This window comes from Marisediminitalea oceani (assembly GCF_003731635.1).
Taxonomy (GTDB): Bacteria; Pseudomonadota; Gammaproteobacteria; order Enterobacterales; family Alteromonadaceae; genus Alteromonas; species Alteromonas oceani.
Genome location: NZ_RCUA01000033.1, coordinates 46828 through 60617 on the forward strand (window position 1 = coordinate 46828; position 13790 = coordinate 60617).

General features: G+C 52.5%; 10 protein-coding genes. All 10 read left to right on the forward strand.

Annotated elements, in window-relative coordinates:
* The first annotated feature begins 68 nt into the window (after nucleotides 1–68).
* The 10 genes from D9T21_RS11035 to prpF all read left to right on the forward strand — a co-directional run bounded on the left by D9T21_RS11035 (nucleotide 69) and on the right by prpF (nucleotide 13639).
* The gene (locus D9T21_RS11035; protein ID WP_123324999.1) at nucleotides 69–1979 is read left to right on the forward strand and encodes a penicillin-binding protein activator; all 1911 of its coding nucleotides are present in this window, start codon (nucleotides 69–71) and stop codon (nucleotides 1977–1979) included.
* A gap of 4 nt (nucleotides 1980–1983) precedes the next feature.
* Nucleotides 1984–2328, forward strand: coding sequence for a YraN family protein (locus D9T21_RS11040; RefSeq protein ID WP_105936436.1), 345 nt, complete (start codon nucleotides 1984–1986; stop codon nucleotides 2326–2328).
* A gap of 41 nt (nucleotides 2329–2369) precedes the next feature.
* The gene (locus D9T21_RS11045) at nucleotides 2370–2969 is read left to right on the forward strand and encodes a phosphoheptose isomerase (protein ID WP_105936437.1); all 600 of its coding nucleotides are present in this window, start codon (nucleotides 2370–2372) and stop codon (nucleotides 2967–2969) included.
* On the forward strand, nucleotides 2959–3552 hold the full coding sequence (locus tag D9T21_RS11050) for a BON domain-containing protein (protein ID WP_123325000.1): 594 nt from the start codon (nucleotides 2959–2961) through the stop codon (nucleotides 3550–3552). The genes D9T21_RS11045 and D9T21_RS11050 overlap by 11 nt, the downstream gene beginning before the upstream one ends.
* 93 nt (nucleotides 3553–3645) lie before the next feature.
* A complete protein-coding gene (locus D9T21_RS11055; protein ID WP_206427263.1) occupies nucleotides 3646–6639 on the forward strand; it encodes a ligand-binding sensor domain-containing diguanylate cyclase in 2994 nt (997 codons plus the stop codon).
* A 316-nt stretch (nucleotides 6640–6955) separates the two neighbouring features.
* A complete protein-coding gene (locus D9T21_RS11060) occupies nucleotides 6956–7618 on the forward strand; it encodes a GntR family transcriptional regulator (protein WP_105936501.1) in 663 nt (220 codons plus the stop codon).
* 24 nt (nucleotides 7619–7642) lie between these two features.
* On the forward strand, nucleotides 7643–8521 hold the full coding sequence (prpB, locus tag D9T21_RS11065) for a methylisocitrate lyase (RefSeq protein WP_105936440.1): 879 nt from the start codon (nucleotides 7643–7645) through the stop codon (nucleotides 8519–8521).
* A gap of 102 nt (nucleotides 8522–8623) precedes the next feature.
* A complete protein-coding gene (gene prpC, locus D9T21_RS11070; protein WP_123325002.1) occupies nucleotides 8624–9748 on the forward strand; it encodes a bifunctional 2-methylcitrate synthase/citrate synthase in 1125 nt (374 codons plus the stop codon).
* Between the two features lie 60 nt (nucleotides 9749–9808).
* Nucleotides 9809–12400 carry a Fe/S-dependent 2-methylisocitrate dehydratase AcnD gene (acnD, locus tag D9T21_RS11075; protein WP_123325003.1) on the forward strand — a complete coding sequence of 864 codons (2592 nt, stop codon included), beginning with the start codon at nucleotides 9809–9811 and terminating at the stop codon, nucleotides 12398–12400.
* Between the two features lie 60 nt (nucleotides 12401–12460).
* Nucleotides 12461–13639 (forward strand): 2-methylaconitate cis-trans isomerase PrpF, encoded by a 1179-nt coding sequence (gene prpF / locus D9T21_RS11080; RefSeq protein WP_123325004.1) that lies wholly within the window; start codon nucleotides 12461–12463, stop codon nucleotides 13637–13639.
* The last annotated feature ends 151 nt before the right edge of the window (nucleotides 13640–13790 follow it).

The window sequence follows — 13790 nt, forward strand, 5'->3', positions numbered from 1 at the left end:
GTAGATTTTAGTTATCAGTCAGTTAAACTGGCGGTTCAGGAATAATTGTATGGAATCGCGGAACGTTTATGCGTCGATGTTACCCATGGTTACTGTTTGGTTTAAGTGTGACTTTGCTATTGAGTGGTTGTGGCTCAACTGCCCCCACCACCCGCGCCCCGGTGAAAACCTCAGTGCCCCAGGTGCAAACCGAAGATAACACCGAGACTACGCTGACGCCGGCGATGATGGTCGCCCGGGCGCAGGATGTCTGGCAGACAACCGGCGATATAAATTTACGTAATGGCTACCTGCTGGATGCGGCACAAGCCTTTCTGGCTGACGGTGCGCCGGCTAAAGCCAGTCAGATTGGTTACTTGCTGCGCGATCAAATCCGCTTACCGGAACAACAAAACCGCTATCAGTTACTGCTGGTTGAACTGTACGGCAACGATCCCAGGGTAGGCAGTGCACAACGGCTCGAACTGCTGCAATCCATAACCGCTTCGGACCCTGCTACCAAGGCACAAAAGTTTGCTTTGATGGCAACCGATTATGCCCGCCTTGGTGAATGGTTGGCGGCTGCTAACGCGCTACTCAATAGTGATGATGCCAATCCTGAACATGTAGCGCAGGCCTGGCAATGGGTTAATCAGGCCTCGGCGCAGCAATTACAGGACAGTGCCCGCTTTAACAAACTTCCCGCCTACGTTTCTCTGCGTCAGCTTATTCTTGAGCATGGTTTTGAGCCTGACGTACTCAGGCAGCAACTGGCTCAGTATCAACGCGTATTTCGTAATCACCCGCTGGTAACTCATTGGCCGGACAACCTGAGCAACCTCGACCAGCTAGCCCAGACTAATCGCGAAAATATCGCCGTGATGTTACCACTCAGTGGTCGTTTACAGGTCACCGGTATGGCGATTAAAGAAGGGATCCTCGCCGCTTACTTTAACGATGCCAGTGCCATGAATGCGACCCGGATCCCCCAGTTGCAATTTATCGACACCAATGGCGCAACCGCCGATGAGTTAATTGCAGCCGCTGCCGACGCAGACTGGATCATCGGCCCCCTGCTGAAAGAAAATGTCGATGCGCTGTTGCCGAAACTCAGCCCGCAACACCGTATTTTGACCCTGAACCGCCCTGAAGCTTCACTTCCGGCGCTGGGCGATGGCGAACAACAAGAGCTGCTGCCAGCCAGCTTCAGCTCACAGGTTTACTACGCACTAGCCCCAGAAGATGAAGCCAGTCAGCTGGCCGAGCGGGTATTTACCCAGGGCCGACGTTCACCGGTGCTGGTCGCCTCAGAGAATACGCTTCATCAGCGTATGCAGGACGCCTTTTTAACCCGCTGGCAACAACTCACCAGTGGCCTGGCAGCCAGTCAACACAGCGCCCCGACACTGGTAACTTATTCCGACAACAATACGTTGCGCGAAGGCATTCTGGATGCTCTGGATGTTGCTCAGAGTAAAGAGCGCATTAAAGAAATACAGAGCTTCGCCGACGGTGAGCTGTATAACATGGCGCGTAACCGACGGGATATTGATGCGGTAGTGGTTTTCACCTCACCGGAACAAACCGAACTGGTTAACCCGGTGATTGAAGCGAGCATCAGCCCCTTTGATGGCGTTACCGTGCCGGTGTTTGCAACCTCCCGCTCCATCGATTATGCCCAGTCGCGCAACCAGTGGCGAGATTTGGAGAACCTGCATTTCCTCGACATGCCGTGGGTACTGCCCGACAATCCGGCGCCCGAACTGGCCGCCCAAACCGATGCGCTATGGCCGCAGCGCCCTACTCCACTGCAACGCCTGTTTGCTTTTGGCGTGGATGCCTACAACCTGCTACCGCGGATTAACAGTATGGCGTGGTTACCACAGTTACAGTACGAGGGCCTGACTGGCGCGCTAAGTGTTAATCAGAACAATGAGATAGTACGCAGTTTACCGGAAGCAGTGGTAACCCAGGAGCGCGTACAGGTATTGGCAGAATAATGGTATGGCACGTTGGATTGGTCACAACCAGGAAAAACGTGCCCAACAATACCTGCAACGGGCCGGCCTCACTCTGGTGGCCAAAAATGTGACCTATCGGGGCAGCGAAATCGACCTGATAATGAAAGAACAGCAAACCTGGGTATGCGTGGAAGTAAAATATCGCCAGCAAGATAGCCATGGTCATGCTGCCGAAACGATCAGCCCGGCAAAAATTCACCGAATGGGTACTGCGTTTCAACGTTATTTAAGTGATAATGGTATTAATTCCAATATGGTTCCCATGCGGCTTGACGCAGTAGTCATTGACGGTGACACCATCAACTGGCTGAAGAACATCGCTCAGTAGGGTCATGGGGCCTGTGCAGTTAAGAGAAACGATATATCTACATGATCGAAAATATCAAAGCGAATTTTACCGAAAGTATCCAAACTAAAATTGCAGCGTCTGAAATGCTGCCGCCAGCCATCGATAAAGCCGCCATGATGATGGTTGAAGCGCTTATCCGTGGTAACAAAATACTGAGCTGTGGTAACGGTGGTTCAGCCGGCGACGCCCAGCACTTTTCATCAGAAATGTTAAACCGTTTCGAACGCGACCGCCCCAGCCTGCCGGCGATAGCCATTACCACCGATACGTCAACGCTGACCTCTATCACCAACGACTACAGCTATGATGAAGTATTCTCCAAGCAGGTCCGTGCGCTGGGCCAGCCGGGCGATGTATTACTGGCTATTTCTACCAGCGGTAACTCCCGAAATGTGATTAACGCCATGGAAGCCGCGTTGTCACGAGACATGACCATCGTTGCTCTGACCGGTAAAGACGGCGGTGAGATGGCAGGGTTTCTGGGTGAACATGATGTGGAAATCCGTGTTCCCTCCAACCGCACAGCGCGGATCCAGGAAGTACACCTGCTGGTCATTCATTGTTTATGCGAGTGTATTGATGACAGTCTGTTCCCGGCCCATGACCCCGATGGCTATTAAAGCTTTGTTACGCAACATACTAGCCGTTGGCGCTGTACTAATTTTATCAGGCAGCCTCAACGGCTGTGCCGTTGTAGCAGTAGGCGCGGTAAGCGCTACCGCGGTATCGGTGTCCAACGACCGCCGCACGGCTGGCACCCAGTTGGACGATTTTAATGCACAAAATACCGCTTCCCGGCTGCTAGGAAAGCAGGAAAACCTTAGCGAAACGGCCAATATTGAAGTGACCGTTTACAACAAGGTGGCATTACTCACCGGGCAGGCGCCGAGTCAGGCCGACATTAAGCAGGCCGAAGAGCAGGTCCGCAGCATTAATTATATCAACAAGATCCACAACCAGATCCGGATTGGCCAACCCATTGCCACCTCCAGTGAACTTTACGATCGCTGGCTGGCGACTAAGATCCGCACTAAAATTCTGGCCTCAGATAACGTGCCGACCTCACAAATCAGTATTATTGTTGAAGACTCCGAAGTGTTTTTAATGGGTCTGGTCACCAATCAGGAAGCCACCGCAGCGGTCGATATCGCCCGCCATGTAGACGGTGTCGCACGAGTCATTCGTGCTTTTGAAATTTACTAGCAGGGCGAAGACTTTCAGCAGCAAGTAACGCAGGCTTTTCCCTGATAGACAAAAATGCATAGTGCAATTATGCTAAAGGGAATTACTCTGAGAATGTTGATTGGAAAATCGTGGATGTCCAGGTACGTCAGTCTTCAGACTGTTAAGCAACTCGCCTTTCGTATAGTCCTTTGCACCCTGACTGTTTTTTTCAGTTCCACAGGCTATGCCGCGCCATCACAACTCAGCGATTACTTTAAAGAAGTCTGGACCACCCGCAACGGACTCCCGCACAACACCATCAATGCCATTTCACAAAGTGAAGACGGCTACCTGTGGGTGGGCACCTGGGAAGGTGCAGCCCGATTCAACGGCCGTTCGTTTACCGTGTTTGGCCGCGGCGAACCCAGCGGTATGCCGGATGTCGGTATCCGCACCATCTATAAGAATCGTCAGCAAAATTTGATCTTTGCCGGCGCCCGCGGCGGATTAAGTGAGCGTCGCCCTGATGACTGGCAAAGCTGGCAGCCTTACCGGGTATTAATTAACGGTGTGGCCGACGATAAACAGGGCAATCTGTGGCTGGCAACTGAAGGACAAGGGGTCTACCGTCAGGCAGCCCGTGGCGAACGAACCCAACTAACTATTCAACAAGGCTTACCGAGTAACGTAATCTCCAGCGTACTGAGCACAGATGATGGCAGTATCTGGCTGGGAACCGGGCGCGGACTGGTGCGCCTTAACAGCGAAGATGAAAGTTTTGCGCTGGAACAGATCGCCGGGCTGCCTGAAGTCCCGGTGCTGGCATTAACTGCCTATAACGATGGCTTGTTAATTGGCACCGAGCGAGGTCTTTATCAGTATCAGTCCGGTGAGGTCAGCATTTTCTCTCCGCAATTAATGGATCTGCCAGTATCAGTGTTATTGGCTTTCGATAACCAAATCTGGGTAGGCACCACCGACCGCGGTCTTCTGCGCTATAGTGACGCAGGCCTGGAGAGTCTCAATATGGCTGCCGGGTTGCCAAACAATCGGATCCTTTCATTGTTCCGCGACCGGGAAAACAGCATCTGGGTAGGCACCAATGGCGGCTTATTCAGGCTCCGTGACGCGCCATTTGTCACGCTAACCACCGAGCAGGGGTTAGCCGGTGATTATATTCGCTCAGTATTGTCACACAGTGACGGCAGTATATGGGTAGGTAGCAGCCAGGGCGTTAGCCGCATCACTAAGCAAGGTATAGAAGCTGTAGACTTTTCTAGTTACAGCGACGGCCAGTCGGTGCTGAGTATGGTTGAAGGGCCTGATGGCTCAGTCTGGATAGGCACCTATTCTGATGGTGTCCTGCAGTGGCAGGACGATGCCATTGTACAGCAGTACAACCGGCGCACGGGTTTACTGGCTAACGAAGTCCGCGCCATCGCCGTTACCCCACAGGGCGGTTTATGGGTAGGCACAGGTCACGGCCTGAACTATGTCGACGACAACGGCGTGCGCAGTTTTACTACAGAAGATGGCCTGCCCACACCATTTGTAATGGGGCTGTATTTACACGATGACGGTCGCCTGTTTATTGGCACCGGTGGCGGTGTAGTTATCCGTAGTCCGAACGGCGACATTACCCCGGTAGATATCAGTAACCTCGATGATGCAGAATATGCTTTTGGGTTTGCGCCGGATCCGGCTGCAGACCTGCTATGGATGAGTACCGATCGCGGCCTGGTTGCCTATGATCTGACCACAGGCCGTTTAACCATGCTTGGTCGCGACGCGGGATTACCTTTCGATAAGGTCTTTCAGGCGGTCATCGACAAGAACAGGCATCTGTGGTTAAGCAGTAACCGCGGTATATTGCGCTTCAGACGCGAACAAATTGAGGAGTACCTTGCCGGAAAGCGCGAGCAGGTTGATTACGAACTCTTTGGCGAGAGTGACGGGATGCAAAGTGCACAGGCCAACGGCGGCTCCATGCAGGCTGCTACTCTGGCTCAGGACGGCACGGTATGGTTTGCAACATCCAAAGGCGCCAGCCGGGTGAACCCGGCCGAACTGAAGCGCTTTTCGGCCAATACCCCGCCGGTGGTAATCGAAGGCTTTAAGGTCAATGGTTCAGCACTGCCTTTACATACTGAAAAAGACATAGCTCCCGGCGCAGACCGAATTGAGATCCAGTTTGCCGGACTGGGCTTTGTGATGCCCGAGCGAATTCAATACCGCACCCGCTTACAGGGATTCGATAACAGCTGGGTCGACCGGGGCTCCAATACTATTGCGGAATACACTAACCTGCCACCGGGCGATTATCAGTTTATGGTAAGCGCTTCCTATCCGGGAGGCGCCTGGGGCGAACAAAATGCCAGCTTCCGCTTTACCATTGCTCCTTATTTCTGGCAACAAACCGGCTTCTGGATAGTGGTATTACTAACGGTTATCGCCATGGTCATTGTGGCTCACCGCTGGCGTATGAAAAGTCTGCGTCAACGCGCCGAGGAACTTAGCACCCAGGTGGCAGAGCAAACATATACGCTTAAACAACAGGCCAACAACCTGCGTAAAGTCGATGAAGAGCGCTCGGCATTATTACTGGAAATCAAACGCCAGGCTGCTGAGTTTGAGCAGCAAGCCCGCTCAGATAAACTAACCGGACTTGCCAACCGCCGGGCATTCGATGAGTCACTGCACCGCGAATGTGCCCGTTCTAAAAGACGCAACCTACCGCTTTGCCTGGCGCTGTTGGATATTGATCACTTCAAGCAAATTAACGATACATTTAACCACAGCATAGGCGACAAAGTGCTTAAGCTGGTGGCCGATGCTATTAGTCAGCATTGCAGGGAAGAAGACCTGGTCGCACGCTGGGGCGGTGAAGAGTTTGCCATACTGTTGCCCAACTGCGATAACCAGGCGGCACAGGATATTTGCGAGCGCATTCGCCAGGCGGTTAGCGAGACCGACTGTTCTGCCATCGCGCCGGACATTTCCCTGACTATCAGTATTGGGGTCACGGCTTATCATAGCGACGATACTTTTGATAAGTTGATTTCGCGGGCGGACAAAGCGTTATATGCCGCTAAAGAAGCAGGCCGCAATCGTCTCACCCAGATTTAAACGGCCCGGCTTTACTCTTTTGCCGGGTAACACCGACTGTTAAACGAGGGAAGACAGACCTGCTTCGCCACTTTATCGTCGACATAATACTTTGGTGGTACGGTACCGCTGCTCAAATAATCATCAGCTATACTACCCCTGCTACAGAGCGCAGAACTGGCAGGGGCTGGCGACTGGTCAGCCGTATTTAGTACCATTTTATTCCCTATCCGCTGACCAGCTTTGTCGACAATAAACCCTATTCCATATTGACTGACTCGGTCAAAACGCCTATATTGTCGACATCATTTCCAACAGTGAGTCGTGAATTGTGAGTATCGCAGCCTTTGCTGAACAAGCGGTTACCAGTGCTGATAAAACCTTTTTACAGCTTCGGGTAGATATTGTTGAAGGAGCCATTCCGGCAGGCAGTAAACTCAGTGAAACCGAACTGTCGACAAAGTATCAGGTCAGCCGCGCCGTTATCCGTGAAGCGATTAATCGCCTTGAATCCTGTCATCTGGTTGAGCGTAAAGCCAACGTCGGCGCGCGGATTGTATCGCTAACGCCTGAAGGTTTAATTCAGCTGTACCAGGTTCGCGAAGCGCTAGAAGGCATGGCCGCTCGTTTGGCAGCAAAAAATATGTCGGACGAAGAAATTGCCGATCTCACTGCCCTACTCGACAACCACTTTCAAACTGTCAAAGGCGGCGAGTCCTACTATCAGGAAGCCGGCGATCTGGATTTTCATTATCGGATTATTCTGGGCAGTAAAAATCAACACCTTATCGAAGTGCTGGTTAACGGCATCTACCATTTGATTCGCATGTACCGCGTGCAGCTCGGCATGGCCGGGCCGCGGGTAACTACCGCATTTGATGAACACAAACACGTGGTACAGGCGATTGCAAACCGTGACGAAGAGCTGGCCGAAATGCTCATGCGTCGTCACATTTTGTATTCAAAAAACAACATTGAACGCAAGTTGCTTCAATCCTAATCAACCTAAACCAAGAGAATGATTATGAGCGCAGGTAAAAAATTTCGTCAGGCACTGGCCGACAATAAACCTCTTCAAATCGTAGGCACCATTAACGCCTACAGTGCCATGATGGCAAAAGCCATTGGCCACAAGGCCATCTACCTCTCTGGTGGTGGTGTTGCTAATGCTTCTTACGGTCTGCCGGATCTGGGCATGACCTCATTAAATGACGTTATTGTTGACGTTCAGCGCATCACCTCTGCCTGCGACCTGCCATTGCTGGTAGATATCGATACCGGTTGGGGCGGCGCATTTAACATTGCCAAAACCATTAAAGACATGGAAAAAGCCGGCGCCGCAGCAGTGCACATGGAAGACCAGGTAGCGCAAAAACGTTGTGGTCATCGCCCTAATAAGGAAATTGTATCAACCGCCGAGATGGTTGACCGTATCAAAGCAGCCGTGGACGCCCGTACCGATCCGGACTTTTTCATCATGGCCCGCACCGATGCCTTTGCTCAGGAAGGCCTGGAAAAAGCCATTGAACGTGCCAAAGCCTACGTTGCAGCAGGTGCTGATGGTATCTTCGCAGAAGCGGTGAAAACCGAAGAACACTACCGCGCCTTCTCTGAAGCGCTGGATGTGCCAATTCTGGCCAATATCACAGAGTTCGGTCAAACCGAACTGTGGAACAAAGAAGAGTTGGGTGAATGGGGTGCCGCCATGGTGTTGTACCCGTTAAGTGCTTTCCGTGCCATGAATAAAGCCGCCGAAACCGTTTATACCGCCATCCTAAAAGACGGCGATCAAAAAGCCGTCACAGACATGATGCAAACTCGTATGGAACTCTATGATTATCTGGGTTACCACGAGTACGAGCAGAAGCTCGACGCGCTGTTCGCGGAAGGTAAAAACAAGTAAACCATTAACCGGCCGACGCCGCCCAATCGGGTTTTGCCACCCGCACAGCGTCGGTCCGAATAAATAAATGTACTCTACAAAAATTACATTAGGAGAAAAACGATGGCTAAAGTACTCAGTGGTGCAGGCTTACGTGGTCAGGTAGCCGGTAAAACCGCATTATCAACCGTAGGCGTTTCAGGTTCCGGCCTGACCTATCGTGGTTACGATGTAAAGGACCTGGCCAATAACTGTCAGTTTGAAGAAGTTGCCTATCTTATCCTCAAGGGCAAGCTACCAAACCAGACCGAGCTGGATGAATACAAAGCAAAACTGAAAGGCATGCGCAGTCTGCCACAGGCCCTGCTGGATGTTCTGGAGCGTATTCCTGCTGATGCTCATCCAATGGATGTTATGCGAACCGGTTGTTCGATGCTGGGTAACCTGGAAATGGAAAAAGACTTCAGCGAACAGGGTGAAATCACTGACCGCATGCTGGCCTGCTTCCCAAGCATTATCTGTTACTGGTATCGTTTCTCTCATGATGGTGTGCGCATCGACGTTAATACCGACGACGACTCTATTGGCGCACATTTCCTGCATATGCTGCATGGCAAAAAGCCTAACGATCTGCACGAGCAGGTCATGCACGTATCACTTATCCTGTACGCAGAGCACGAATTTAATGCTTCCACCTTTACCGCTCGCGTGTGTGCCTCAACTCTGTCTGACATGCACTCTTGTATTACCGGTGCGATTGGTTCACTGCGTGGCCCATTGCACGGCGGTGCCAACGAAGCAGCCATGGAACTGATTGAAAACTTTACCTCACCTGAACATGCCGAAGCCGAAATGATGGGTAAACTGGAGCGTAAAGAGAAGATCATGGGCTTCGGTCATGCGATTTACTCTGAGTCTGACCCTCGTAACGAAATCATCAAAGGCTGGTCTGAAAAACTGGCTGCCGATGTGGGCGATACCGTACTTTACCCGGTTTCTGTACGTTGTGAAGAAGTCATGTGGCGCGAGAAGAAACTGTTCTGTAACGCTGATTTTTTCCATGCCTCGGCTTATCACTTTATGGGCATCCCCACTAAGCTGTTTACGCCTATCTTCGTGATGTCACGCTTAACAGGCTGGGCTGCTCACGTTATGGAGCAACGTGCTGATAACCGCATTATCCGCCCATCTGCAGACTACACCGGCGAAGATCTGCGTCCGGTGCCTGCTATCGCAGATCGCGCTTAAATCCTTATTGCCGCTTCGTGACCGTCGAAGCGGCAGTTTTGCTACGCTTTAGGATACGTCATGAATACCGAATACCGTAAAAGCCTGACAGGCACTAATCTGGACTACTTCGACGCGCGTGAAGCCGTTGACGCCATTAAACCCGGCGCGTTTGATACCCTGCCCTACACTTCCCGCGTGCATGCAGAGAACCTGGTTCGTCGTTGTCCGCCAGACCAACTTAAAGACTCGCTTATCCAGTTAATCGAGCGCAAACGCGACCTCGATTTTCCCTGGTTCCCGGCCCGCGTGGTGTGTCACGACATTCTCGGCCAGACCGCACTGGTTGACTTAGCCGGCTTACGCGATGCCATCGCCGAGAAAGGCGGTGATCCGTCCAAGGTAAACCCGGTGGTACCTACTCAGCTTATCGTGGATCACTCACTGGCGGTTGAACACGCAGGCTTTGAAGAAGACGCGTTCGAAAAGAACCGCGCCATTGAAGACCGTCGTAATGACGACCGCTTCCACTTTATCAACTGGACCAAAACCGCGTTTAAAAATGTGGATGTAATCCCACCCGGCAACGGCATTATGCACCAGATTAACCTGGAGAAAATGTCGCCGGTGGTGCACGCCAAAGATGGTGTTGCCTTCCCGGACACCCTGGTTGGCACCGACAGTCACACACCACACGTTGATGCCCTGGGCGTTATCGCTGTAGGTGTAGGTGGTCTGGAAGCTGAAAGCGTTATGCTGGGCCGTGCTTCTTACATGCGCTTACCTAACATTGTGGGTGTAGAGTTAACCGGTAAACCACAGCCTGGCATTACTGCTACCGATATCGTACTGGCGTTAACTGAGTTCCTGCGTAAAGAGCGTGTCGTCTCAGCTTACCTTGAGTTCTATGGCGAAGGTGCAGCCCACTTAACCTTAGGCGACCGCGCCACTATCTCTAACATGACGCCGGAATACGGTGCCACGGCAGCGATGTTCTATATTGACGACCAGACTCTGGATTACCTGCGTCTCACCGGTCGTACCGCTGAGCAGGTCGAGCTGGTAGAAACCTATGCAAAACAGGCTGGTCTGTGGGCCGACACGCTTACCGAAGCCGAATACGAGCGCGTACTGACCTTTGATTTATCATCAGTGACCCGCAACATGGCTGGTCCTTCTAACCCTCACGCACGTTTGGCTACCAGCGATCTGGCTGCGCGCGGCATTGCCGGTAAATGGGAAGAACAGGAGGGCCTGATGCCCGATGGCGCGGTAATCATTGCCGCCATCACCAGTTGTACCAACACCAGTAACCCGCGTAACGTGGTGGCAGCCGGTCTGTTAGCCCGTAATGCAAACGCGAAAGGTCTGGTGCGTAAGCCTTGGGTGAAAAGCTCATTGGCGCCGGGCTCCAAAGTGGTGAAGATGTATCTAGAAGAAGCCAACCTGCTGCCCGAATTGGAGCAACTTGGCTTTGGTGTGGTAGCCTTTGCCTGTACTACCTGTAACGGCATGAGCGGCGCGCTGGATCCACGCATCCAGCAGGAAATTATCGACCGCGACCTCTATGCAACCGCAGTACTTTCCGGTAACCGTAACTTTGATGGCCGTATCCATCCATACGCCAAACAGGCTTTCCTGGCCTCACCACCGTTGGTAGTGGCCTACGCTATTGCTGGTACCGTGCGTTTTGATATCGAAAAAGACGTACTGGGCCACGATCAGGACGGCAATCCGGTTACCCTGAAAGACATTTGGCCGACAGACGAGGAAATCGATGCGGTAGTCAAAGCCTCAGTAAAACCTGAGCAGTTCAACAAGGTTTACGAGCCAATGTTTGACCTCTCGGTTGACTACGGTGACGACATCGACCCACTCTACGAGTGGCGCGAAATGAGTACTTATATCCGTCGTCCGCCCTATTGGGAAGGCGCCCTGGCCGCCGAGCGTACCTTAAAAGGGATGCGTCCGCTGGCTATCCTGCCGGACAACATCACCACCGATCATTTATCGCCGTCGAACGCGATTCTGGCGTCGAGTGCTGCCGGTGAGTACCTGGCCAAGATGGGCCTGCCGGAAGAGGACTTCAACTCTTACGCCACCCACCGCGGCGATCACCTGACAGCCCAGCGGGCTACGTTGGCTAATCCGAAAATTTTCAACGAGATGGTGGTTGAAAACGGCGAGGTGAAACAAGGCTCTCTGGCGCGAATTGAGCCGGAAGGTAAAGTCACCCGCATGTGGGAAGCTATCGAAACCTACATGGAACGCAAGCAACCACTGATTATCATCGCCGGTGCCGACTATGGTCAGGGCTCGTCTCGTGACTGGGCGGCAAAAGGGGTGCGTTTAGCCGGGGTAGAAGCCATTGTGGCGGAAGGCTTTGAGCGTATTCACCGTACCAACCTGATTGGTATGGGCGTCTTACCGCTTGAGTTCAAACCGGGCACTACCCGCAAAACGCTGGAGCTCGATGGTACTGAAACGTTTGATGTCATAGGTGAACACACCCCGGGTAACACCCTGACACTGGTGATCCACCGTGCCAACGGCGAAACCGTTGAAGTACCGGTAACCAGTCGTCTGGATACCTTTGAAGAGGTCTCCATTTACTCCGCTGGCGGTGTACTTCAGCGTTTTGCCAAGGACTTCCTGGAAGCCGAGGCAAACTAATCTGATAGCAGGGGGCAATGCGCCCCCTTTAGCAGTTAACAATCTTTTAGTGAGAGACTCATGGCTTTTGCACCACAAATAAAAATTCCGGCCACCTATATGCGTGGCGGTACCAGTAAAGGCGTGTTTTTTAATCTGGCCGACTTGCCTGAAGCTGCGCAACAACCCGGCGCATATCGCGACGCCATGCTGCTGCGCGTGATTGGCAGCCCGGACCCCTACGGTAAACAAACCGACGGTATGGGCGGCGCCACCTCAAGTACCAGCAAAACCGTTATTCTGAGTAAAAGCGAGCATGAAGGTTACGATGTGGATTACCTGTTTGGTCAGGTGTCTATCGATAAAGCCTTTGTGGACTGGAGCGGCAACTGCGGTAACTTAACCGCTGCGGTAGGCGCCTTTGCGGTAAATAATGGTTTGGTCGATGCCGCTCGTATCCCTGACAACGGCATTGTTGTGGTCCGTGTCTGGCAGGTGAATATCAGCAAAGCCATTAATGTGCATGTGCCCATTACCAATGGCGAAGTGCAGGAAACCGGTAACTTCGAGCTCGACGGTGTTACCTTCCCGGCTGCCGAAGTGAAAGTGGAGTTTATGGATCCGGCCGACGGCGAGGGCGATATGTTCCCCACCGGCAACCTGGTGGATGAACTCACCACACCGGAATTTGGCACCCTGAAAGCCACTATGATCAATGCCGGCATCCCAACGATTTTTGTGAATGCGGCGGATATTGGCTATACCGGCACCGAGTTGCAGGACGATATAAATAGCGACCCTATAGCACTTGCCAAATTTGAATCACTGCGCGCCCACGGCGCGGTAAAAATGGGCCTGATAGAAACTGTCAGCGAAGCAGCCGGTCGTCAGCATACGCCTAAAATCGCGTTTGTGGCGCCCCCTAAAGAATATACCTCATCAAGCGGCAAGCTTATTGAGATTGACGACATTGATGTACTGGTACGCGCCTTATCCATGGGCAAACTGCACCACGCAATGATGGGCACGGCGGCCGTAGCGATTGCCACTGCAGCAGCTATTCCCGGCACGCTGGTGAATGATGCAGCCGGCGGTGTAGACCGTTCTAACGTAGTGTTTGGCCACCCTTCCGGCACCCTTGGGGTTGGCGCAGAAGCAGCGTTAGTTAACGGCAAATGGACTGCCACCAAAGTGGTGATGAGCCGTTCAGCGCGAATTCTGATGGAAGGTCGCGTACATATCCCCGAACCTCAGGTTTAGCTTTAACTAACCCGCTGTGCACAGGTTACGTGCACAGCGACGCTTACGATTTCTCTGGGTGGCCAGCTACTATTGGGCATGGGCTGGTCACCCCTTTTCTTTTACAACACTGGCAATCTGCTTCTTTAAAGCGCACAATAATCATTCATCA